The sequence below is a fragment of the Micromonospora sp. NPDC049257 genome (assembly GCF_040678915.1).
GTDB lineage: Bacteria > Actinomycetota > Actinomycetes > Mycobacteriales > Micromonosporaceae > Micromonospora > Micromonospora antibiotica.
Map to the genome: position 1 here is coordinate 278,452 of NZ_JBFAQU010000006.1, position 23,481 is coordinate 301,932.

11 protein-coding genes, 1 tRNA gene and 1 CRISPR repeat array are annotated in these 23,481 nt (G+C 70.7%); of the genes, 9 read left to right on the top strand and 3 right to left on the bottom strand.

Annotation, left to right across the window (positions count from 1 at the left end; translation table 11 throughout):
- The first annotated feature begins 55 nt into the window (after positions 1 to 55).
- A CRISPR array of direct repeats spans positions 56 to 1,512; the repeat unit is 37 nt; unit sequence GCTGCGCCCGGCCACCGCGCCGGGCGAGGATCGCAAC.
- 649 nt (positions 1,513 to 2,161) lie between these two features.
- Positions 2,162 to 2,255, top strand: a tRNA-Pro gene (locus AB0K25_RS13035).
- Positions 2,256 to 2,451: 196 nt separating this feature from the next.
- Here the strand turns inward: AB0K25_RS13035 and AB0K25_RS13040 are convergent.
- Positions 2,452 to 4,506 carry a hypothetical protein gene (locus tag AB0K25_RS13040; protein ID WP_363820213.1) on the bottom strand — a complete coding sequence of 685 codons (2,055 nt, stop codon included), beginning with the start codon at positions 4,504 to 4,506 and terminating at the stop codon, positions 2,452 to 2,454.
- Positions 4,506 to 5,258, bottom strand: coding sequence for a hypothetical protein (locus tag AB0K25_RS13045; RefSeq protein ID WP_357534717.1), 753 nt, complete (start codon positions 5,256 to 5,258; stop codon positions 4,506 to 4,508). Before AB0K25_RS13045 ends, AB0K25_RS13040 begins: the two co-directional genes overlap by 1 nt.
- A 337-nt stretch (positions 5,259 to 5,595) precedes the next feature.
- Here AB0K25_RS13045 and AB0K25_RS13050 point away from each other — a divergent pair, with 337 nt between their 5' ends.
- The 8 genes from AB0K25_RS13050 (at position 5,596) to AB0K25_RS13085 (ending at position 22,258) form a co-directional block, all read left to right on the top strand.
- Positions 5,596 to 9,042 (top strand): ATP-binding protein, encoded by a 3,447-nt coding sequence (locus AB0K25_RS13050; RefSeq protein WP_363820242.1) that lies wholly within the window; start codon positions 5,596 to 5,598, stop codon positions 9,040 to 9,042.
- A gap of 283 nt (positions 9,043 to 9,325) precedes the next feature.
- Entirely contained in the window at positions 9,326 to 10,933 is a 1,608-nt protein-coding gene (locus tag AB0K25_RS13055) for a glycoside hydrolase family 44 protein (RefSeq protein WP_308291039.1), read from the top strand.
- Positions 10,934 to 11,073: 140 nt separating this feature from the next.
- Positions 11,074 to 11,727 carry a hypothetical protein gene (locus AB0K25_RS13060; RefSeq protein WP_219467923.1) on the top strand — a complete coding sequence of 218 codons (654 nt, stop codon included), beginning with the start codon at positions 11,074 to 11,076 and terminating at the stop codon, positions 11,725 to 11,727.
- 84 nt (positions 11,728 to 11,811) lie between these two features.
- On the top strand, positions 11,812 to 13,074 hold the full coding sequence (locus tag AB0K25_RS13065; RefSeq protein ID WP_357534715.1) for a DUF6357 family protein: 1,263 nt from the start codon (positions 11,812 to 11,814) through the stop codon (positions 13,072 to 13,074).
- A 485-nt stretch (positions 13,075 to 13,559) separates the two neighbouring features.
- Complete coding sequence (locus AB0K25_RS13070) at positions 13,560 to 16,253, top strand: RICIN domain-containing protein (protein WP_219467928.1); 2,694 nt, start codon at positions 13,560 to 13,562, stop codon at positions 16,251 to 16,253.
- A gap of 467 nt (positions 16,254 to 16,720) precedes the next feature.
- Positions 16,721 to 18,091, top strand: a complete 1,371-nt coding sequence (locus tag AB0K25_RS13075) for a ricin-type beta-trefoil lectin domain protein (protein WP_219467931.1) — start codon at positions 16,721 to 16,723, stop codon at positions 18,089 to 18,091.
- A gap of 176 nt (positions 18,092 to 18,267) precedes the next feature.
- Positions 18,268 to 19,488, top strand: coding sequence for a hypothetical protein (locus AB0K25_RS13080; protein WP_357534712.1), 1,221 nt, complete (start codon positions 18,268 to 18,270; stop codon positions 19,486 to 19,488).
- A 328-nt stretch (positions 19,489 to 19,816) separates the two neighbouring features.
- Positions 19,817 to 22,258 (top strand): ricin-type beta-trefoil lectin domain protein, encoded by a 2,442-nt coding sequence (locus tag AB0K25_RS13085; RefSeq protein WP_363820220.1) that lies wholly within the window; start codon positions 19,817 to 19,819, stop codon positions 22,256 to 22,258.
- Between the two features lie 84 nt (positions 22,259 to 22,342).
- Here the strand turns inward: AB0K25_RS13085 and AB0K25_RS13090 are convergent, their stop codons facing one another.
- Positions 22,343 to 23,380 carry a glycoside hydrolase family 11 protein gene (locus tag AB0K25_RS13090; RefSeq protein WP_219467937.1) on the bottom strand — a complete coding sequence of 346 codons (1,038 nt, stop codon included), beginning with the start codon at positions 23,378 to 23,380 and terminating at the stop codon, positions 22,343 to 22,345.
- Positions 23,381 to 23,481: the final 101 nt, after the last annotated feature.

The following is a 23,481-nucleotide window of genomic DNA, read 5'->3' on the forward strand; positions in this document are numbered from 1 at the left end:
GGGCGAGGATCGCAACACCCCGAAGCAGGGGCCGGGACGGCCGCGGAAGCGGTGTGCTGCGCCCGGCCACCGCGCCGGGCGAGGATCGCAACTGGCAGCTGCACCGCAGGCCTTTCGAGCACGGCTGCGGGCTGCGCCCGGCCACCGCGCCGGGCGAGGATCGCAACTACGGCTACGTGACCCGGGCGGTCGACGAGTCGGAGCGTGCTGCGCCCGGCCACCGCGCCGGGCGAGGATCGCAACGGCTTCCGCCACTTCCCGGCCGGTGCGCTCGGCCTCGGCGCTGCGCCCGGCCACCGCGCCGGGCGAGGATCGCAACGGGTTCGGGTGGACGGGGGTGAGGGTGTCGCCTGCACTGCTGCGCCCGGCCACCGCGCCGGGCGAGGATCGCAACGCCCAGCGCAACCAGCCCAAGCCGGCCCCGGCCCCGGGCTGCGCCCGGCCACCGCGCCGGGCGAGGATCGCAACACCCCGAGGGGGCAAGGCGACCTTGCCCCCCAGGGTGGCTGCGCCCGGCCATCGCGCCGGGCGAGGATCGCAACCGCCGGGCGGTCAGCCGGTGAACCGTGCACCGATCGCGCTGCGCCCGGCCACCGCGCCGGGCGAGGATCGCAACCGGATCAGCGGTCGGCGACTTCGGCCGCCCTCCGGCACGCTGCGCCCGGCCACCGCGCCGGGCGAGGATCGCAACGGGTCGTAGTTGTAGCGACCGGTGAAGGTGATGCCGGGCTGCGCCCGGCCACCGCGCCGGGCGAGGATCGCAACCATGCCGCGTTCGCCCGGTCGTACTTGGCGACCGGGATAGCTGCGCCCGGCCACCGCGCCGGGCGAGGATCGCAACACCTACGGAATCTGGATTCAGGCCGAATCCGAGGATGCCAGCTGCGCCCGGCCACCGCGCCGGGCGAGGATCGCAACCACAGGGTGTTGACGAACCACGAGCCGACCGCCGACGGCTGCGCCCGGCCACCGCGCCGGGCGAGGATCGCAACCCCGATCGGTGCTCGACGACCGAGTCGGCGACAAGGGCTGCGCCCGGCCACCGCGCCGGGCGAGGATCGCAACCGGCTCGACGACCCGGCCGACGTGATCGCCGACCGGCTGCTGCGCCCGGCCACCGCGCCGGGCGAGGATCGCAACGAGTCGTACCCCTACGACAGGGTCGTCATCGACATCAAGCTGCGCCCGGCCACCGCGCCGGGCGAGGATCGCAACCGCACTTCGCGACCCGGGGCAGCGCCGACACTCCGGGCTGCGCCCGGCCACCGCGCCGGGCGAGGATCGCAACGACGGGGCCGGGGCGACGATCTCCGCCACCAGCTACCAGCTGCGCCCGGCCACCGCGCCGGGCGAGGATCGCAACAACGGGTACAAGGGCGAGTCGGCGGAGGCCCGCTACTGCTGCGCCCGGCCACCGCGCCGGGCGAGGATCGCAACACCTACCACCTGGCGGACCTGGTCGCCGCCGAGCGGGAGCTGCGCCCGGCCACTGCGCCGGGCGCGGATCGCTTGATTGGGTATGCCGCATCAGCTGGACTTATTCGGGCGGTCCGGGGTCCTATGACGGTCCGGCTTTCGGGGCGACGGCCGCCCGGATAGGGTGTCCCTGGAGGGGCCGTGATCGTCCCGGTACGGGTCAACGGCCCCCCGTTTACCCCGAAAACCCCTGCTGACCGTCGACTGCCGGTGATAATCATGGCCCATTCCGCGATCGTGTTTGTGCAGCTCAGTGGCAGCTCGTAGTGAATGTTGACAAGCCGGGAGCCGTGAGATTCGGGCAGCGTAGGTTGACGGTTCGATTGCCGCCTCGGCACGCGCGATTCGCTTCGGCGCACCAGCCAGGGGACCAGGCGAGGCGGTCGGGAAGGTCCATATCACCCGCAGCTGCGGTCGAAATTCGATAGCTACGTCGTCGTCGATGCACTGTGGCGGTGGGGTTTCGGTATTGATCTCCCCGCCGATACGAACCCCTGCCGATCGCGGGCGGGTTGCGATGAGGGCGGACGCTGGTCGTCGATGTGCCGATGGTGCCCGACCCTGAGCAGGGGTCGATGGATCATGGCAACGCGCTGTCGGCCACCCCGCTTTTACCCCCCGAAAATCCACTTCAGCGGGTGACAAGCAGTGGCAGGGAGCGATCATTGCGTGGGCATGTCTGGGCAGCTCAGTGCCAATTCTCGACAGGCGACGACAATGTCGGGGCAGCTACTTTCGGTAACCGCGGGTTCGGGGTTCGAGTCCCTGGCGGCGCACCACCAAAAAAGCTCTGACCTGGGGTTTCACCCTGGGTCGGAGCTTTTTGGCGTTTCTGTTCATGGCACGGTGTCTCGGTGGGTGCTCGGGAGCCGTTGGATCGTTCCGTGCCCGCGTGGACCGGGGCCTACATCGGTGCACCTGGCGCTCCGGCCAGGCGGGCGTCTTCGATTGCTGGCTTCGCACCAGGTGGGGCGGTCACCGGGGATGCTCGGCCAGCCGGTCGCGGAGCCGGGGGTGCCGGAACTGGTACGTGGCACCGACCCGCCGCAGCACGCCCCGGTCGACCGCGTCGTCGAGGAAGGCCATGGTCCGCCACGGCAGGTGCCCCCGGGTCGCGAGGACGGCCCGGGCGACCGTGTATCTGGCCCAGGCGCCAGCGCCGATCCAACCGATGATGAACGCGGTCGCGGCCAGCATCGGGCGGACGGTGCCGAGCAGGATCGCCGGCGTCGCGCCGAGCAGGATCGCCGGCGGCGCGACCATCAGCCCCGCCGCCCGGTCGCCGCGCAACGTCGAGGTCGGACTGACGGCGCGGGACGGGTCGGCAGGTACCACGAGTTCCCGGGTCAGGTCGCGTTCTCTGCGCCGCCGGGTCTGCCGGACGAGTAGGGCGGCTGCCGTCAGCAGCAGGAGCACGCCCGCCGTGATGACCAGCGGACCGGCCCCCGGCACGGTCAGCAGGACCAGCCCCGCCAGCAGCGGCACGGCCAGCTTGGTGGTGGAGACGAGGACGTACCAGAGGGTGGCCCGGAGCCGGCGGAAGCTCATCTTCGTGCGGTACGGGGTCTCGCTGGCGACCCAGCCCAGCCTGGTGCGGGCCCGCCGGCTCGCCCCGATCAGGCCCAGGAGCGTCCCCATCGCCAGGCCGGCGGTCAGGCTGTGTCCGAGCCCGAAGAACAGTCCGTAGAGCGCGATGAGCAGCGGGGTCCACAGGGTTCGTTGGTGCTGGATCGCCCGGTCGAGTCGCCACCAGGCGATCTCGTGGGTGCCGTTCTGGCGCAGATGCCGGGCCAGGAAGACCAGCGCCCGTTCCACCTCCTGACGGTGCCACCGTTCGTCGGAGTCCCGGCGGCTGGTCGGGGTCGGCTCGGCCGGATAGACCGCCGGCAGCAGACCGTCGATGAGATGGTCGGCGATGGCGTCCCGGCCCGGAAAACGGGCCCGGTCGCCCAGCTCGTGCGGATCGGCGACGGTGGTGGCCGGGTCGGCGGTGACGGTCGTGGGTGTCGCTGTCGGGTAGCTGGTGCGGGCCAGCCAGGCCATCAGCGGCGTCCGCAGGGCCTGGGCGAGCGGGGCGTCCGGTTCGTTGGCCAACTCGGCGAAGGCCCGGTGCCACCGCCCGGTTCCGCCTGCGGGGGCGAGGTAGTCCCGGACCTCGGTCAGCCTGAGGGGCAGCACCTCCACCACCGCAGCCCCGGACAACCCGCAGCCGGCGATCCGGACCGCGCCCTCGTACGGCTCGATGCGGCTGGTCACCACCAGCGGTTCTCCCGTGCCGAGGCTGTTCAGCTCGCTGAGCGCTGTGCCGAGCAGCCCGTCGCCGATCATGTCCAACCCGTCAAGGACCGGCAGCACCAGCCGACTCTCGATCAGGTGGGTGGCCATCGTCCGACGGGTGCGCGAGCGGCCCGGGGCCGGTGTCCCCAGGTGGGGGTGGTCCTGGGTCAGCCGCTGCGCCATCCACTCCCGCAGGTGCTGCTCGCCCGGGTGCCAGGTGTCGGCGGGCAGCAGCACCGGGACCGGCTGGCCGGCCAGGCGTTCCCGGAGCAGCCCGCGCACGAGCCGGGTGGCCAGCACGGTCTTGCCCGCCCCGGCCGTACCCAGGATCACCAGCCGGCGGTGCGGTAGCCGCCGGGCGAGAAGACCGGCGAGGTCGTCCAACCCGCCAGCCGGGAGCTGGTCGTCGGTGACCCCGATGGACGACCAGTCGACGTCGGCCATCGCCGAGCCGGCGGCGGCGGTCACCGCCCAGCGGACGGGCAGCGGGCGTCGCAGCACCTGGCTGCGCTCCTCGTCCCGCCGTCGCTCGGTCTCCACCTGTCCCGCCAGGGCCTCCAGGGCCTTCGACACCAGCACGTCGTCGGCGTGCGTGGGCGGGGCGCTCCGGTAGCTGACCTGGTTGACGATGTTGTGGTCACCGAAGGCGGCCGGCCCGTGGGTGGTGATCCCGGAGTAGCTGGCCTGGTGGATGCCGGTGCCCGGCCCGGGTGACGGTGCCACCTGGTCGGTGCGGGGACGGTCCTGCGCCATCACCAGGGCCGGTGCGGGGTCGCGCTGCCGGCGGAACCGTACGTGGTGATCACGTTGCCGTTGCCGAACGCCGTCGGCCCGTGCGCCGTGATGTGCTGGAAGGTCTGACCGCCGGCGGAGGGCTGGACCGGGGTGGTGGCGGGGGAGGGCTGTTCTGCGGCGGCGTTCTCGCCAGGCAGGTGGATCCAGGCGACGGCGTCGAAGCTCTTTTCCGGCAGGCTGGCGGTCACCCGCAGGAAGTGCTCTGGCCGCAGGTCACCGTAGTGCCGGACGACATCCTGGTAGAGCCGGTCCGACACGATCAGTGCGACCTGCGCCTCGGGAAACCGTCGCAGGGTGGCCTTGAGCTGTGGAGAGTCGACCAGTCGGCAGGCCGTGACGACGGCCTCGCCGGGAAAGCCGTTGTCGCCGTCGAGGTGGACCAGGCCCTCGTGGACGCCGATCCGTAGTCGGATGCGGGCCTCGGGGGCCAGTCCATGGTTGTGCTCGCGGAGCAGCCGGTCCACGGTCGGTGCCAGTCGGGTCACGATCGTCCGCTCACTGGTGCCCTGCGGCAGGATCGCGAGCTGCCCGTCGCCGCTCGGCTGGACCAGCCAGCCATCCGGGCGTAGGCCCAGCTCCTCCCGGGCCCGCTGCATGATCCTCGGCAGGGCCTGCTGGACACGCCACTGGAGCACGTTGTCCCGCCCGCTGTACCGCTCCACGTCCACGGTGAGGACGAGATGCCGGCTCGGGTCCGCGATGTCAGACACCCATTCACCCTCCGCTGGGCACACCGGTCGGTCGGTTCGTTTCTACCATCCCGAGGCGAAAGCGAATCCCCCAACAACGAGGCTTTCATCGTGCCGGGCCCGGTCACGATGGGCGCGGAGGAAAACCGGTGTCCACACAGGACTCGGGACTTGACGACAAGGACGGAGTCGACCGAGATCCGGTGCCCCCGTACGAGCCTCATCGGGTGCCCGCCGGCGTTCTGCGAACGATACGATCCTCCGCCCGGGCACGATCTGATCGACGATCGGAGTGGTGTTGCGACGGAGCGCGCAGGCCGCACAGGCAGAGGTTGTCAGGTTCTGGCGAACCGTGGAGATGTTCAGTCCGCAGAGCGTCGAGCGGGTCAGCCGGGACCGGTTGGTCTTCGCGGTCCAGCCGGGACAGCCGTTGCCGTGGGAGGCGGGTCACGAGCTCTCGCGGTGGAAGCTGCGCCCGAACCAGACGTGGCGACACGTCGTGTATCTGGGCATCCACCGTCTCGACGAACTGTTCGGGGTGCTGTCCCGGATATTCGAACCGGACCCGGACAGCTACGACGAAAGGCCGGCGGGGGAGAGCGCCGTCGTCGCTCTGACGGTCGACGAGCAGGGGCACGTGTTGCTCGACTCGCTGGTGCTGTCGAGCTGCGCCTGGGCGACCGGCCGGTTGGTGCGGGACAGGCGTGCCAGAGGCGACTGGCTCGCGCGGTTCGAGTCCGCCACCGCGGATCTCCACGAGTCGCTCCAGGAGTTGGTGACCGTGACCACCGACGGTACGGAGGACTGTGCGCCGCAGATGGTCCCGCGGGTGGTGGACCACGGCCTGCTCGCCGACTGCCTGCGTCTGGCCCTGGGGGTGGCCGGGATCGGCGCAGCCCTACCCTGTACCGACATCCGGATCAAGAGCCAGCTCGTGGCCCGTCGCAGCCCGGACAGCGCCGCGGGCCACGCGTTTCTCAACAGCTTCATCATGTACGACCTGGAGCGGGTCGCAGGAAAGATCGCCAAGGGTGAGGTCGGCGTCGCACTGCGCGACTATCTGCAGCCCGAGGCCGATCTCGCCACCGCCGGCCGGGTGGACGTGTGCGACCGTGTCGACGCCGTGTTGGCGGCGACGGCACCAGCGGTGGTGCCGGCGGGGCGGTGGCCCAGCCATCCCGAGCACGCGCTCGCGCTCAACCAGCAGGTGGCCGTCTGCACCGCGCTGGGCATGACCGCCGGGATTCTCGGCGTCAACGGCCCGCCGGGCACCGGCAAGACCACGATGCTGCGCGACCTCGTCGCGGCGCTCGTCGTCGAGCGGGCCCGGCGGCTGGCCGCGCTGACCGATCCGGCCCGGGCGTTCACCGGACGGCAGCTCCGCTGGAGCACAGGACAACGTACGCGGGTCGTCGACGTGTGGCAGCCCGACCTCACGGGCTTCGAGATGGTTGTCGCCTCGGCCAACAACGGTGCCGTGCAGAACGTCACCGACGAGATTCCCGCCACTGACGCGATCGATGACTCGTGGCGGGAACGGGCGGCGGCGGCCGACTACTTTCCCGACATCGCCACGGCACTGTTGGCCGGTCAGCCGGATGCCGAGCAACCGCAGGTCGGCGAGCGGGCATGGGCCCTGGTCGCGGCGCGGCTGGGGAACAAGGCCAACCGGAGCCGGTTCGTCAACACGTTCTGGTACCACACCCCGGACGAGCCCCGGAAGGGAGCCAGCGAGGGCCACATCTGGTCCGGCCTGCTGTCGGTGCTGAAAGGGTACGAGCAGACGGGCCCGGAGGTCCCGTGGTCGACTGCGGTGTCGCGGTTCCGTGCCGCGCAGGCACGGGTCGAGGCGGTGCGTACGAAGCGGGCCGAGGTGTACCGCGACGTCGAGCGCCGGGAGCATCCCGAGCTCCACCTTGCCGAGCTGCGGCACGCCGTGAAGGTGGCGGCGGGTTCGGTCGAGTCGGCACGGCGTCGCCACGGGGTGGCGTTGGACACCGAGCGCGAGCGGGTGGCCGAGGCCGACCGGATCGCGTCGGCCCTCCAGGCCGAGGCCGAACGGGACGCCCGCCGTCGCGCGGCGGCTGCCGACCAGACCCTCGCGACGGCCGAGCGTCAGGTCGAGCACCTGAGCACCGGCCGCAGGGCCACCGCCGAGCGGGCCCTGTGGTCGAGTGAGGCGGAGCTGAGCCGGTGGTTGACCGCGCAGGCGGCGCACCAACGGGTGCGGCCCGGCCCGTGGGAGTGGTTGCGTACCCTCGGCGAGGCACGACGGCGCTGGTCGTACCACGACGGTCAGCTCCTGGCCGGGGTCCGGCAGGCCCAGGTCGCGCTGGACGCGGCCCGGGCGGAGCGGGCTGCCGTGCAGGTGGAGATCGACGTGGTGCAGCGGGCGGTGGACACCGCCCGGCGGCAGGCGGACGAGATCCGACGCATGCTGGCGGCGGGCATACCCAAGCCGCGGGTCGACCACGCGCCGCTGACCGCGGCCAGGCGGACGGTGGCGTCGGCGGAACAGGAACTCTCCACGGCCGTCCAGGCCCACCGCGCGGCCGAGGACGCGATCCGGGCGGCCGAGGCCGACCTCTCCACCCTCCAGGCGCGGCTGAGGCGGGCTGCGGGCGCGCTCGGCCGGCACTTTCCCGACCCCGAATGGCACGCCGACCGCCAGCGCCGGGAGTTGGCGGCGCTCTGGACCGACCGGGAGTGGAACGAGGCGCGTAGCGACCTGTTCCTGGCGGCCCTGGCGCTGCACAAAGCGTTCCTGCGACACAACGCCACCCGGCTGCGACGCAACCTGCAGGCTGCGATGGATCTCGTAGGCGGCGACGCCCCCACCGATCTGGCCCCCGATGCGGCGCTGGCGGCCTGGCAGAGCCTCTTCTTCGTGGTGCCGGTGGTGTCCACCACCTTCGCCTCGTACGCCCGGGTGTTCGGTCACCTCGGCAGGGAAGCGCTCGGTTGGCTGCTCATCGACGAGGCCGGGCAGGCGACACCACAGAACGCGGTCGGGGCGCTCTGGCGCACCAGGCGTGCGGTGGTCGTCGGCGACCCGTTGCAACTGGAGCCGATCACCACCCTGCCGTTCCGCACCGAACAGGCGATCCGGACCGAGCAGGCGGTGGACGAGCAGTGGCTGACCAGCCGTACCTCCGTCCAGCGTCTCGCCGACCGGCTCACGCCGTTGGGCACCTGGCTGGACGGTGACGACGACCCGACCTGGGTGGGTGTGCCGCTGACCGTGCACCGGCGCTGCGACCAGCCGATGTTCAACATCGTCAACCAGGTCGCCTACGGCGGTCTGATGATCGATGGCACCGGCACCGGGGCAGCGGACCGCTTCCAGCTCGTCTACCCGACGCTGCCCCCGTCGAAGTGGATCGACGTCGCGGGCACCGGCGCGCAGGGCCACTGGATTCCCGACCAGGGCCGGCAGCTCGACCGTATCCTCGCCACCCTCGCCGAGCTGGACTTCGACATGTCCGAGGTCATGGTGATCGGGCCGTTCCGGGACGTCGCCCGCGAGGTCGGCAGGCGGGCCCGGCGCTATCCCGGTCTGGTCGCCGGCACCGTCCACACGGCACAGGGCAAGCAGGCCGACATCGTCGTGTTGGTGCTCGGCGGTGCGCCGGACCGGGTGGGTGCCCGCCGGTGGGCGTCGAGCAGGCCCAACCTGCTCAACGTCGCGGTGAGCCGGGCCAAGCGCCGGCTCTATGTCATCGGCGACCGGCAGGCATGGTCGCCGTTGCGCTACTTCAAGGTCCTGTCAGCCGAGCTGCCGCGCCAGGACCCGGTTCGGCCCTAGCTGCCCACAGCCGGCACCCGGACGGCCGAAATGCCGTTGCCCGGTGACCGGGGACGGAGCCGGGCACGGTAGCCGTCGGCCCTTTCCGCCTCCCTGATTGCCGTCCGCATGGCGATGGCGGCAGCAATTAAGATCGTCGCATGTCAATTGAATGAATCGATTGACTTGATCTGGACGACACGTAATGTGGGTGACGGTTCGGCTACTCTGGGCCGATCGGCGGCAGGAGACTCTGATGGGTGTGCGACGACGGCGCAGGCCACGACCGGCCACGGTGATCGGGGTGGCCGGCTCTCTCGTGGTGGGGTTGTTGACCACCCAGGCGGGCGTCGGCCCGGCGGCCGCCGCCGCTGATCTCACCCTGACCGTGGACGTGTCCGCCGCCCGGCACCGGATCAGCCCCGACATCTACGGCATGAACGGCGGAGACCCCGCCCTCGTCGCCGAGCTCGACACGCCGGTGGCCCGCTGGGGCGGTAACGCGAGCAGCCGCTACAACTTCAAGAACCACACCTACAACACGGGTAGCGACTGGTACTTCGAGAACATCGTCGCCGGGCCCGACAACACGGTCGAGGCGTTCGTCCAGCGCAACCGGGACCACGGGACGAAACAGGTGGTCGCCGTGCCGTTGATCGGCTGGGTGGCGAAGGACTCGCCCTCGTCGCACCCGTTCGCCTGCGGCTTCCCTGCCACCCGCTTCCCGGAGCAGGACTCGTTCGACCAGTGGGACCCCAACTGCGGCAACGGTCGGCGTGCCGACGCGAACCTGACCGGCGCGGTTCCCACGGACACCTCCATCCCGGCCGGCGCGTCGTTCGCCGGGGAGATGGTGTCCCATCTCGTGAGCCAGTTCGGCCCGGCGGCACGCGGGGGCGTGAAGATCTACGAACTCGACAACGAGCCGGTCCTGTGGAATTCCACCCACCGTGACGTGCATCCCGAGCCGGTGAGCTACGACGAGTTGGGTGGCAAGGGCACCGCGACCGCCGCTGCCATCAAGGCCGCCGACCCGCATGCGGCGGTGCTCGGCCCGTCCGGCTGGGGATACTGCGAGTGGGTGGCGTCCGGTGTGGACGGCTGCGCGCCGGGTGCGGACGCGGCGGCGCACGGCGGGCTCAACCTCTCCCAGTGGTACCTGAAGAACATGAAGGACTTCAGCGACGCCCATGGCGGGAAGCGCTTCCTCGACTACTTCGACCAGCACTACTACCCGCAGATCAGCGGCGGTAAGGACCCGGATGCCAACGCGCTGCGGCTGCGGTCCACCCGGTCGCTGTGGGACCCGACGTACGTCGACGAGTCGTGGATCGGGCCGGGCGGGGTCAACGCGCCGCCGTTGCAGTTCATCCGGCAGATGAAGGCGTGGGTCGCCCAGCACTACCCGGGCACGAAGGTCGCCATCACCGAATACAACTGGGGTGCGCTGGACGACATCAACGGCGCGCTCGCCCAGGCCGACGTCCTCGGCATCTTCGGCCGCGAGGGGCTGGACCTGGCCACGATCTGGGGCGAGCCGAAACCGACCGACCCCGGCGCGTACGCCTTCCGGATGTACCGGAACTACGACGGCGTCGGCAGCAGGTTCGGCGACGTGAGTGTCTCGGCGGTCAGCAGCGACCAGGGGCAGCTCGCGGTCTATGCCGCGCAGCGCTCGTCCGACCGGGCACTGACCGTGATGGTGGTCAACAAGACGGGCGGTGACCTGACGTCCCGGTTGGCGCTCCCCGGCCTCCGCGGCGGGGACCGGGCGCAGCGGTTCACCTACGGCCCGGCCGACCTCACCTCGATCGTCCGGGGTGCGGATCTCCGGGTGACCCGGGGCGGCGTCAGCGCGACATACCCGGCGAACTCCGTGACGCTGCTCGTCCTGCCGCAGCGCCGGCACTGAGCGCCCGCCGCCCTGCGCGGGCCGGCGGCTGACCGCCAGCACAGGACCACCGGGCCAGGCATGCCTATGATCAAGGCCGCAGGCATGTCTGCCCTGGTCCACCGCCCGGTGGAGCTGTCACCCGCGAACGAAGGACGCGCATGGCCCGCCCTTACGAGCCCGGACCGAAGCGGTTCGTCTTCACCGCCGGGGACGGCAGTGACGAACACGTCTCGGTGGGTGACCCGCAGGAGGCGTACCTGGCGTTCTCGGCATTCTTCCGGGGGCGGGACTGCGACACCTACACCATCGAGGACGAGGCGGCGGGGCAGCGCGTGGTGCTCATGCCCCGGGCGGGGGTGATCTCCCGGATCAGGCGCGGGGACCAGCCCCGGTCGGAACACCTTCGGACCGACCGGGCCAACCGCTACCTGCCGGGCGCGATGCTGTTCTTCGAGAACGGGTACGGCGGCCTCGACCGCTTCGGCCAGTGGTTCCCCGACCGCGCCGACCTCGACGCGTCACCGGAGGCCCGGGGCGTGGCCCGCGCCGCCACGTTCGCGACGGAAGCGGCGGCGATCGTGGAGGTCGCCCGGATCTGGGCGGACTCGGGCTGCGTCGACCCGAGCGGCGAGTACCACGTCTTCTTCGAATCGCACGGTGTCGACGACGACCGGGCCGAGCGGGCCGAACTGCTCCAGCTGATCGGGTTCCTCGGTCTCGAACGGGTCGACGCCCCGGCCGGGGCCGCCGGGGGCGAGGTCTGGGTGCGGACCGAACCACGCCTCGACGCCGAGTGCGCCAGGTGGTCGTGAGCACCGGGTGCCGGGTGGGTCGCCAGACGCTGGGGACCTCACCCGGTCGGGTCCAGCCGGTACGGTTCCGAGGGGGTGCGAGCGGTGCGTGAGGTCGTCTTCGCGCGCCGTGGCAGCGGCTGGCTTCCGCAGGTGATCCGTGCGAACGGTGCGCTGGAGCTGACGCTCGCCGCCGGGGCCGACGCCAACCACGAGCCGCGGACGTTCACGGTCCCGATCGGCGAGGCCCATCTCGCGGTGATCCGGGAGGACCTGGCCAGACACCTGCTGCTGTGGAGTGCGCTCCTTCCGCTGTGCGACGCCGCCGGAATCGGGGGCGGGCTCGACGAGGAGGCTGCCGTCGCGCTGCTCGACCCGGTCCTGCTGTCCGCGCCCACGGACGTCGACGCGCTCTTCCGGCGCATCCGGTGGGACCGGAGCCGACTCGTCGCCCATGGTGCCGACATCGACCTCCTGGAGCGCGGTCAGGTCTGCGCGGCGATGCGCGGGGCGTCGGAGCAGCCGGACGAGAGACGCGCCCAGGAGCATCAGGCGGCCCGCCGTCGCGCCGAGCGGGCGGTGGTCCTCGGGCCTCTCGATGCGGGGATCCTGCGGTTCACCGGCCAGTACCTGCACGGCGCGACGTTGCCCCGGCGGCTGCCAGATGCCGTCGACCCCGCCCTGCTGCCCCAGGTCATGGGCGTGATCGCCACTGCGGAGCAGGCGTGCGCCGGGATGCGGATCGGCCTCGATCCGCGTCGGGGGAACCGGGCGACGGACAAGCGCGACTGGGAGCGGATGACGGCGACGGTCGACGCGGCCGTACGCCGGGCGTACCCCGAACTCGTCGCTGACGCGGTGCGGTCGGTGAGTTTCCTGATGTGCTCGGAGGCTGCGGACCGCTCCCGGACCGCGCCGGCTGCCGACGACGAGGCTGCCGACGACCACCCCGGGGGCGACGACAGCGCGCGGAAGACCGCCCTGTCGTTCACCGACGACAAGGGCGGCGAGCAGACGTGGCTGCGGGGCGGCCCCCGCACCGCCTCCGCCGCGTTCTGGGACTTCGTCGCCGATCGGTCCGCCGGGGACAACGAGGTGTTCACCATCGAGGACGAGGAGCGGGGCGAGGGGATCCAGCTGCTCTTCTATGCGGACTCCATCGCCCGGATCACGACGGTGCGGCCCGGGGAGGCGGGGTCGGCGCCGCAGTACCGGGTCGAGTACCGCCTGGTCGACGGGATCGGCGGGTACCGGACCCTGGTGGGTGCCTTCGTCCGTGGCGGCTGCGCCGCACTCGACCAGCACGGCCCGTGGACGTCGGATGTCGCCGAGTTCGAACGGTCGCGTCGTGGGCGCGACGACCGGTAGTTCCCGGGGACGTCCACTCCCGCGTCGACAGGGCCGCGACGCCTGGCCCGGCCAGCGGACCTGACGCGGTCGCGACCCGGCTGCCAGGTGGGCCACCGCTGGCGGGCCGACCCGCCGCCCGGTCTCTCGGCTGATCATTGCGGTCACGATTACGCATAGGTGGTTGACAATTGATGGTTGCGGCCTATGGGTCGGACGCATACGCTTCAGGGCAGAATTCCGTGACCACGGGCAAGAGCGGTCGGGTGGTCGGCGGGAGTTCCCTGTGGCGGGGGACTGTCGCCGGTTGATGCCGGTCGCTCACACGTGCACCTTGCCACTGCCGGTCACGGTGTCTCCCAGTAACCCGCCAACGGCCGAGCCCGCCCGGAGCGCCCCCGTCTCCCGGCGCGGCGGCCCATGTTCGCATGGCGGGTTCACTGTCGCACCCCCAGGACGACTGTCCAGCGGACATGTCTGTCGGTGGCCTGCGAAAGGAACGGTACGTGAAACCAGCCCTCTCCACCGCCCGAAGGTCGCTGCTGGCGGGCGTGTTGCTCGTCGCCGCCGCGTTCCCGGCCGTGATCGCGAATCAACTGCCGGCGTCGGCGGCAGTCCAGGAGACCTACTACGTCGCGCCGGACGGCAGCGATGCCAATCCCGGCACGATGCAGTCGCCGTTCCGGACGATGCAACGCGCCCGGGACGTCGTGCGGACAGTGAACGCGAACATGACCGGCGACATCCAGGTCTACCTGCGGGGTGGCCGGTATCCGGTGACCAGCACCATCGAGTTCGGCGCGGCCGACTCCGGCAGCAACGGCTACCGGGTCAGCTATTCCGCCTACCCCGGCGAGACCCCGGTGCTCGACGGCGGTGTGCCGGTGACCGGGTGGACCCAGCACAGCGGGAACATCTGGAAGGCCCCGCTGGACCGGGCCAACAAGCTGCGCGCGCTCTACGTCAACGACAAGCGGGCGTTCATGGCGTCGAAGACGGTCGGCTCGGCGGGCTGCTACGGGACTTACAACATCACGGCCGGGCAGGCGGCGTGGGCCTGGGAGTCGGGCTCGCAGTGCGACGGCGCGAAGTACAACCTCAACGACTTTCCGGCCGTCGCCCGCAACGCCGACGACATCGAGATCGAGACGGCGACCACCTGGACCACCGCCATCGTCGGGGTACGCCAGGTCACCTCCGACGGGGCGAACCGGGTGGCGCTGTTCCAGCAGCCGGGTGCCGCCATCGCCCAGGGCGCGTTCAACGGCAACGCCCAGGCCGGCGGCAGCCACAAACTGATGAACGCCTACGAGTTCCTGGACGCGCCGGGTGAGTTCTTCTTCGACAAGGGCAGCAGGACCCTCTACTACTACAAGAGCAGCGCCGAGAACATGACGACCGCGTCGGTGTTCGCGCCGAACAATGTGACCACCCTGCTGCGGGTCGCCGGCACGTCGACGAGCAACCACGCCCGCAACCTCACGTTCGCCGGGCTCACCGTGCAGCACTCCGACTGGAACCTGTTCACCGTCGCCGGCTCGTCGTACAAGCAGGCGCAGCAGGGCAACCTCGGCGCGCAGGCGTACGCGAAGCGGAACTTCCACGACTACTACTACCGCAACGTCGACGTCACCCCGGGCATGATCCAGGTGGAGAACGCCGACGGCATCCTGCTCAACCGTAACCGCATCCAGCACAGCGGCGCGGACGGCGTCAACATGGTCAACGACGTGCAGGGCACCCAGTTGACCGGGAACTTCACCAACGACATCGCGGGTTCCGCGATCACCGTCGGACATCCCCAGCACGTCTACATCGGCGACGGGACGTCGACCAACCGGGAGAAGTGGCTGCCGCAGGTCGAGGGGCTGCCGAAGAACATCGACATCAAGAACAACTACCTGTACGACAGCGCGGTGCTGTTCAACGGGCACAGCCCCATCTCGGCGTACTTCGTGGACACCCTGACGATCCAGCGCAACCGGATCGAGAAGTCGCCGTGGTCGGGTATCACGCTCGGCTGGGGCTGGTGGAACTTCGACGGGTCATCGGGCTCGATCGCGCCGAACCGGCCCACCACGACGGCCCGGAACAACACCATCAGCTACAACCACATCATCGACACGGTGCAGCGGCTCAGCGACACCGCACCCATCTACACGTTGGGCGCGCAGCCGGGGACGACGATCACCAACAACTATCTCCAGGGTGTGCCGTCCGGGCACAAGTACGGCCTGCACCCGGACGAGGGTTCGGCGTACATCACCTTCCGCGACAACGTGCTGAGCGTGGACAAGAACATCACCTGGATGATCAACTCAGACGACTTCGGGCGCAAGCACGACCTGAGCATCACCCAGATCTACGGCCCGATCAACAAGGTGTCCAACAAGAACCTGCCCAACAGCACGGTCAGCGACATCCTGGTCTCCTCCGACTATGTCTGGCCGGCGCAGGCGTACGGCATCGCCGCCGCCTCGGGGCTGGAGGACGCGTACCGTGACATCGTCCCGGCGGGCAACCTCTCCCTGCCGAACCACGTCCTGCCGGCCAGCACCTTCGTCACCAGCTCGACGGCGTCGATCCCGATCCGCAGCACCGGTGACGCCGCCAGGACGGTCTGGCTCGCCCCTGCCGGCACGACCACCTTCACCGCCGGTCCGACGATGACCCGGGCGACGGGCACCGCCACGTCCATCGCGGTGCCCGCCAACCAGGGTGAGTACCGGCTGTTCGTGGTGGACGCGCAGGGCAACCGGTCGGCCGAGTCCAGCTCGCTGGTCCGGCAGCAGGGCACCGGCAGTGGCCAGCAGGGTGGGCGTCTGGTGGGCGGCCAGTCCGGCCGCTGCGTGGACGTACCCAACGCCAGCACCACCAACGGCACGCAGGTGCAGTTGTGGGACTGCGCGGGTGGCGTCGGCCAGCAGTGGACCTACTCCGCCGGCAGGCAGCTGACCGTGTACGGCAACAAGTGCCTGGACGCGAGCGGTGCGGGCACGTCCAACGGCACCGCCGTCATCATCTGGGACTGCCACGGCGGGGCCAACCAGCAGTGGAACCTCAACGCCAACGGCACCCTGACCAACGGCCAGTCGGGGTTGTGCCTCGACGCGAACGGCGCGGCCACCGCCAACGGCACGAAGATCATCCTCTGGTCGTGCAACGGCGGCACCAACCAGCAGTGGAGCCTGCGCAACTGACCGGGCGTTCCCCGGGGCCGGGTGACGCCGGCCCCGGGGGCACCGGACCCGTCGTGGGCGTCGGGGAACTGTGCGTGTGGCCTGCGGTTCGTCGCCGTCGGGTGGACGTTCCCGGGTGGCAACCCGCTCGACACAGCATTGACATATTTCACTTTCCGACCTAGGGTCTTGCCGAATCGATTCGACGTCGAGCCCGGTGCTCCGGCACCGGCGGTCGACCGGGTGGCGTCCGGGCGGGCGCGATGTGGCCACCGATCGGTTCGACGACCAGTCGGTCCTGCCTGGGCAGCGGAACCAGCGGCTGGCAGCCGCGGCGATGAGCCAGCCGGCGCGGTGAGCGCATCGAGTGTCTTCCGGTGTTCCGTCCTTGGCGGGTGCGGTCAGCGGGATCGGTCGGGCGCGACACGTCGGGATCGCCGTCGACTACATACCTGAAGCAGTGCAGGCTGAGTGGCAGGAGCCCCATCATGACCAGGCGCAGACCCATCCTTGGTTCCCTAGCGGCGGCGGCGGCCCTCGTCGTGACCGTCGGCGCGACGGCACTCGCCGGTGGCCTCACCACCACGGCCGCCGCCGCCGACGTCTCGGCGGCGGCGGCGACCGCCGGGTGCGGCAAGGCCCCCACCCTGACCAGCGGCCAACGGTCGATCCAGAGCAGCGGCCAGAACCGCAGCTTCATCCTCCGGATCCCCGACAACTACGACCGCAACCACCAGTACCGGTTGATCTTCGGCTTCCACTGGAACGGCGGCACCGCCAACGACGTCGACGGGGGCGGGTCGGACGGGGCCGCCTGGTCCTACTACGGGCTGCGCCAGCAGGCGAACAACAGCACCATCTTCGTGGCCCCCCAGGGCAACGGCAACGGCTGGGCCAACCCCGGCGGCCAGGACGTCACCTTCGTCGACGACATGGTCCGGCTGATCGAGAACGACCTGTGCGTCGACACGACGCAGTTGTTCGCGCTGGGCTTCAGCTACGGCGGCGGGATGAGCTACTCGCTGGCCTGCTCCCGGGCGAACGTCTTCCGGGCCGTCGCGGTCTACTCCGGCGGGCAGCTCAGCGGGTGCAGCGGCGGCGGCCAGCCGATCGCCTACATGGGCATCCACGGCATCGGGGACCCGGTGCTCAACGTCTCGGCCGGCCGGTCCCTGCGGGACACCTTCGTGCGCAACAACGGGTGTACGGCGCAGAGCCCGCCCGAGCCGCGCGCCGGGAGCCTGACCCACATCACCACCACCTACTCGGGCTGCCGCTCCGGCTACCCGGTGGTGTGGGCGGCGTTCGACGGCGGGCACACCCCCGGCCCGGTCGACGGTGGCGGCGACAGCGGTGCCCGGACCTGGACCAAGGGTGAGGTGTGGCGGTTCTTCACCCAGTTCGACAGCACCACCCCGACGCCGACCCCGACGGTGACGCCGACCGGCAACCCGACCACCCCGCCGCCGTCCGGCACGGGCGCGGTGCGCAACTCGTCCTCCGGGCGCTGCCTGGACGTCAACGGTGGTACGCAGACCAACGGCGCGGCGGCGATCATCTGGGACTGCCACGGGCAGGCCAACCAGAGCTGGACCTCGACGGCCGCCCAGGAGCTGCGGGTCTTCGGCGGCAAGTGCCTGGACGTCAACGGCGCGGCCACCGCCAACGGCAGCTCGGTGATCATCTGGGACTGCAACGGCCAGGCCAACCAGCGCTGGCGGTTCAACGCCGACGGCACGATCACCGCCGTCGGCTCGGGCCGCTGCCTGGACGTGGTCGGCAACGGTACGGCCAACGGCACGCGTACCCAGATCTGGGACTGCAACGGCGCCGCCGGCCAGCGGTGGAGCCGGAGCTGAGCCCGGCGGACGTCGACGGAGGGCGGCGGTAGACCGAGCGTAACCCCGGTGGGATCTCGCATTGATCGCATTCAATGCATAGGGTCACTGCTGTACGCGGTGGGCCGATGGAGGCCCGCCGGGGCGACGCTGCCCTCATCGTGCACGAATCGACGTTTTTCTGGGGAGAACAGAGCATGGAGCAACGACAGAACAGTCGTCTGTGGGCCCGATGGCGGCGAGCGGCCCGCAGCACGGTCACCGCGGCGGCGGTGTCCCTCGGGGTGGCCGCGCTCGCGGTGGGCTTCTCGGCGGGTGCCGCCGTCGCGGGCGTCGGGGGGGTCGCGACGAACGCGGCGTTCGCCGCCGCGCCGGTCGCCCAGGTCACTGCGGGTGACCTGCACACCTGTGCGATCCGTACCGACGGGACGCTCTGGTGCTGGGGTGACAACTACGGTGGCAAGCTCGGTGACGGGACCACCACCAACCGGACCGGCCCGGTGCAGGTCGGCACCGCCACCACCTGGTCGCGGGTCGACGCGGGCACCAGCCACAACTGCGCGATCCGCACCGACGGCACGCTGTGGTGCTGGGGCGGCAACTACAGCGGGCAGCTCGGTGACGGGACCACCACGAGCCGGAGCACCCCGGTGCAGGTCGGCACCGCCACCACCTGGGCCGGCGTCAGCGCCGGTGCCAACCACACCTGTGCCGTCCAGACCACCGGCACCCTGTGGTGCTGGGGCCTGAACCGCAACGCGCAGCTGGGCGTCGGCACCTCCCCGTCGCGGGCCACCAGCCCGGTGCAGGTGGGTACGGGGACCACCTGGGCCAGCGTCACCACCGGCTACGCGCACAGCTGTGCCGTGCAGACCGGCGGCACGCTGTGGTGCTGGGGTGACAGCACGGACGGGCAGCTCGGTGTCGGCATCCTGGGTTACCGGGCGACCCCGGCGCAGGTGGGCACCGCGAGCACGTGGACCGGCGTGACGGCCGGCCACGCGCACACCTGCGCGGTGCAGTCCGGTGGCACGCTGTGGTGCTGGGGCGAGAACGGGTACGGCCAGGTGGGTGGCGGCACCGGTGTCCAGACCAGTCCGATCCAGGTCGGCACCGCCACCACCTGGACCGGGGTCGTGGCGAGCGTCGACTCGTCGTGCGCGCTGCGTACCGACGGTGGCCTGTGGTGCTGGGGCAACAACGGGTTCGGGCAGTTGGGTGACGGCACCACCACCCACCGGTCCGCCCCGGTCCGGGTCGGCACCGCGACCACCTGGACGCAGAACCTGGGCGTCAGCTACCACAGCTGCGGCGTCCGCACCGACGGTGGCCTGTGGTGCTGGGGCAACAACATGTCCGGGCAGTTGGGTGACGGCACCACCACCCACCGGTCGACCCCGGCGCAGCTGGTCCTGTAGGACCGGCTGAACCGGAAGCGCCGATGCCGCGCCGCCGACCCGTACCGCCGTCGATCCGGTGGCGTCCGGGTCGGCGGCGTGTCCCGTTTTCCCACCCGTCACAGCAGAGTCCATACATCTGATCTATTCGGGATTCCCAGGTGGGTGCGGTGCGGGTGAGTATGGACTATTTCCCTCCGAACAGGACGTTGACCGGTAAGCGCTGCGGTGCCTAACATACGACGTCTTTATCATTGATGTTCGCCGATTTCCGTGCTGCGCGGGGTGCGACAGTTCGACGTGTGCCGTACCGCTTCGAGGTCGGAGACCGGCTGGGGAGGCGAGTCACATGTTCAGTGCACGCAGCCGTCGACACGACGGCGAGCCACGCCGCAGACCGGGGCGCAGCGCGTGGCGTCCGCGTCAGTTGACCGCATCGGTGCTGGGAGTGGTGGTGACGGCGGCGGCGGTGCTGACCGGCTTCGCCGCACCCGCACAGGCGGCGACCGCCATCACGATCAACGGCGGGTCCGGCGGGCGGGCGCTGGACGGCATCGGCGCGGTCAGCGGCGGCGGTGGCAACAGCCGGCTGCTGGTCGACTACCCCGAGCCGCAGCGCAGCGACATCCTGGACTACCTGTTCAAGCCGGGCTACGGCGCGGCGATGCAGCTGATGAAGGTGGAGATCGGCGGCGACACCAACTCCACCTCCGGCGCCGAGCCCAGCCACGAGCACACCCGGGGCAGCATCAACTGCAACCGGGGCTACGAGTGGTGGCTGATGGAGCAGGCTCGTACCCGTAACCCCAACATCGCCCTGGTCGGCCTGGCCTGGGGTGCGCCGGGCTGGATCGGCAACGGCAACTTCTGGTCCACCGACTCCATCGACTACCTGGTGGCCTGGCTGGACTGCGCGGGCACCCACGGGCTGACCATCAACTACCTGGGCGGGTGGAACGAGAAGGGCTACAACACCACCTGGTACAAGAACCTGCGCTCCACCCTCAACGCCCGTGGCTACAGCAGCGTCAAGATCGTCGCCTCGGACGACTTCGGCTGGGGCGCGGCCGACGACTCGCTGCGCGACCCGGCCTTCGGCAACGCCGTGCAGGTCTTCGGCAGCCACTACGTCTGCGGCTACCGCAGCGCCCAGACCAACTGCCCCAGCTCCAACAACGCCGTGTCCACCGGCAAGTCCCTGTGGGCCAGCGAGAACGGCTCCGACGACTACAACGCGGGTGCGCAGGCGCTCGCCCGCGGCATCAACCGGGGCTACCTCGACGGCAAGATGACCGGCTACATCAACTGGCCGGTCATCGCCGCCATCACCCCGAACATCCCGTGGGCGACGACGGGCGTGGCGGTGGCCCAGCAGCCCTGGTCCGGCGCCTACTCGATCGGCAAGAACGCCTGGGTGATGGCGCAGACCACCCAGTTCACCGCACCGGGCTGGCGCTACCTCGACGCGTCGAGCGGGTACATCGGCGGCAACCGCAACAACGGCAGCTACGTCTCGCTGAAGTCCACCAACAACAGCGACTACAGCACCATCGTCGAGACGATGGACGCCGGTGGCGCGCAGACCCTCGACTTCACCGTCGCCGGCGGCCTGTCCACCGGCACGGTACGGGTCTGGTCGACGAACGTGCGCTCCAACAACACCGCCGACCACTTCGTGCGGGGCAGCGACATCACCCCGAACGGCGGGCGCTTCTCGCTCACCGTCCAGCCCGGCTACGTCTACAGCATCACCACCACCAACGGGCAGGGCAAGGGCACCGCGACCAGCCCGGCGCAGGGCAACCTGAAGCTGCCGTACGCCGACACCTTCGACTCGTACGCCACCGGCCGCGAGGCGCGGTACCTGATGGACCAGCAGGGCTCGTTCGAGGTCGTCGGGTGTGCCGCCGGCCGCACCGGGCAGTGCGTGCGCCAGATGTCCGAGCAGGCCCCGATCTACTGGACCTCCGGGCAGGCCGAGCCGTACACCCTGCTGGGCGACCTGACCTGGCGCAACTACACGGTCTCCTCCGACGTGCTGCTGGAGAAGTCCGGCTACGCGCAGCTCATCGGGCGCGGCAACACCTACAACCACCAGGGCCCGCAGAACATGAACGGGTACTACTTCCGGGTCACCGACGGCGGGGCCTGGTCGATCCGCAGCAACAACACCAGCGGCAACTGGCGCACCCTGGCCAGCGGAAACACCTCGGCGCTGGGCACCGGGCGGTGGCACAACCTGTCGTTCACGCTCAACGGCAGCACCCTGACCGCCGCCATCGACGGCACCACCGTCGGCACGGCCACCGACTCCACCTGGGTCGCCGGCCAGATCGGGTACGGCACCGGCCAGGGCGTCACCGCCCAGTTCGACAACCTCTCGGTGACCGCCGTCGGCAGCCCCGGAACCCCGACGGGTGAGATCCGGGGCGCGGGTTCGAACCGGTGCCTGGACGTCAACGGGGCCAGCCAGACCGACGGCGCGGTGGTGCAGATCTGGGACTGCAACGGCGGCGCCAACCAGCGCTGGTCGCTCAGCTCCACCAACCAGCTCACCATCTACGGCAACAAGTGCCTCGACGTGCCGAGCGCCGCATCCGGGACCCGGGCCCGGATCTGGAGCTGCACCGGTGGCACCAACCAGCAGTGGCGGCTCAACGCCGACGGCACCATCGTCGGGGTCGCCTCGGGGCTGTGCCTGGACATCAACGGCGGGGCCACCGCCAACGGCTCCGCCGTCCAGCTCTGGACCTGCAACGGCGGCACCAACCAGCAGTGGATACGCGGCTGACCAGCCACACCTGACGCACCAGGCGGGCGGCCCCGGTGGCACCGGGGCCGCCCGCCGTCGCGTGCGCTCAGGAACTGGTCGGGGTCAGGCCGTTCGACAGCTGACCGTGGGCCAGGTCCAGTTGCCGTTCGCCATGATGGTGATGCCGAAGTTGTTGCCGTTGCCGTTCGGCCTGGCGGTGACGGTGCCGGTGGTGCCGCTGACCGAGGCGTTCCAACTGTTCTGGATGCTCTGGCCGCCGTTCAGCCCGAGGCTGACCACCCAGTTGCTGGTGCCGCTGACCGCGACGTTGAGGTTGAACCGGTCACCCCACTGCTCGGCGGCCGAGAGCACCGCGGTGCAGTTGCCGCCGGCGGGCGGGGTGGTCGGGTTGCCGGTCGGCCCGCTGGTGGGGGTGGGGTTGCTGCCGCCACCCTCGCGGACGGTGATGTCGGAGCTGCCCTGGCTCTGGTAACCCTCGGTCGCCATGATCTGGTAGCTGTGGTTGGTGCCGAGGTTCAGGCCGGCGCGGGCCCAGGCGTCGAAGTGGTTGGCGGTGGTGATGGTGCCGCTGCTGCGCTTCTGCTGCCGGACGCTCCAGTACTGGTAGAACGTCTGGTTGCCGTCGATCGACGGGGCGTTGACCCGCAGGCTGCGCAGGATGTCGTAGGTGCCGCCGTCGGTGGTCACCGTGCCCATCCGGGTGGCGCCGCTGCTCGGGTTGTAGCTGCCGAAGTTCTCCACCACGTAGTACTCGATGAGCGGGTTGCGGGTCCAGCCGTACAGGGCCAGGTAGGTGTTGTTGTTGCCCGGGTTGTAGCTGCCCGAGTAGCTGACCGTCCGCCGGGTGCCGGTGGCCCAGCCCTTTCCGCCGACCCAGTTGTTGGTGCTGCGGTCCCAACTGCTGCTGTAGCGGCCGTCGGCGCGCAGCGTCATGCTGGCGTTGCCGCTGTCCTTCCAGAACGAGAAGAAGTAGCCGTTGTGCGTGCCGGTGAGGTTGGAGGTGAGGGTCCGGTCGTTCTCCGCGTACGCGTTGGGCGAGGCGATGAACGTGCCGGTGACGGCGAGCGCCGCGGCGCACGCGGCGCTGAGCAGCAGCCGCAGGCGACCGCTCCTTCGCGGTCGGGTCGAGGTGTCGCTCATGTACGTGTTCCTCCTCGTGACAGCTGGCGGACGCCAGCGACGCGGTACGACCCGGTGGACTGTCCGTGGCCAGGTACGGCAGCCGGCCATGCGGTGGGTGT

What these genes read in the sequence shown, in the direction of transcription:
- AB0K25_RS13075 (WP_219467931.1), top strand. Translation starts at nt 16,721, where the DNA reads ATGACCAGGCGCAGACCCATCCTTGGTTCCCTAGCGGCGGCGGCGGCC.
- AB0K25_RS13090 (WP_219467937.1), bottom strand. Translation starts at nt 23,380, where the DNA reads ATGAGCGACACCTCGACCCGACCGCGAAGGAGCGGTCGCCTGCGGCTG.
- AB0K25_RS13050 (WP_363820242.1), top strand. Translation starts at nt 5,596, where the DNA reads ATGTTCAGTCCGCAGAGCGTCGAGCGGGTCAGCCGGGACCGGTTGGTC.
- AB0K25_RS13080 (WP_357534712.1), top strand. Translation starts at nt 18,268, where the DNA reads ATGGAGCAACGACAGAACAGTCGTCTGTGGGCCCGATGGCGGCGAGCG.
- AB0K25_RS13060 (WP_219467923.1), top strand. Translation starts at nt 11,074, where the DNA reads ATGGCCCGCCCTTACGAGCCCGGACCGAAGCGGTTCGTCTTCACCGCC.
- AB0K25_RS13085 (WP_363820220.1), top strand. Translation starts at nt 19,817, where the DNA reads ATGTTCAGTGCACGCAGCCGTCGACACGACGGCGAGCCACGCCGCAGA.
- AB0K25_RS13040 (WP_363820213.1), bottom strand. Translation starts at nt 4,506, where the DNA reads ATGGCGCAGGACCGTCCCCGCACCGACCAGGTGGCACCGTCACCCGGG.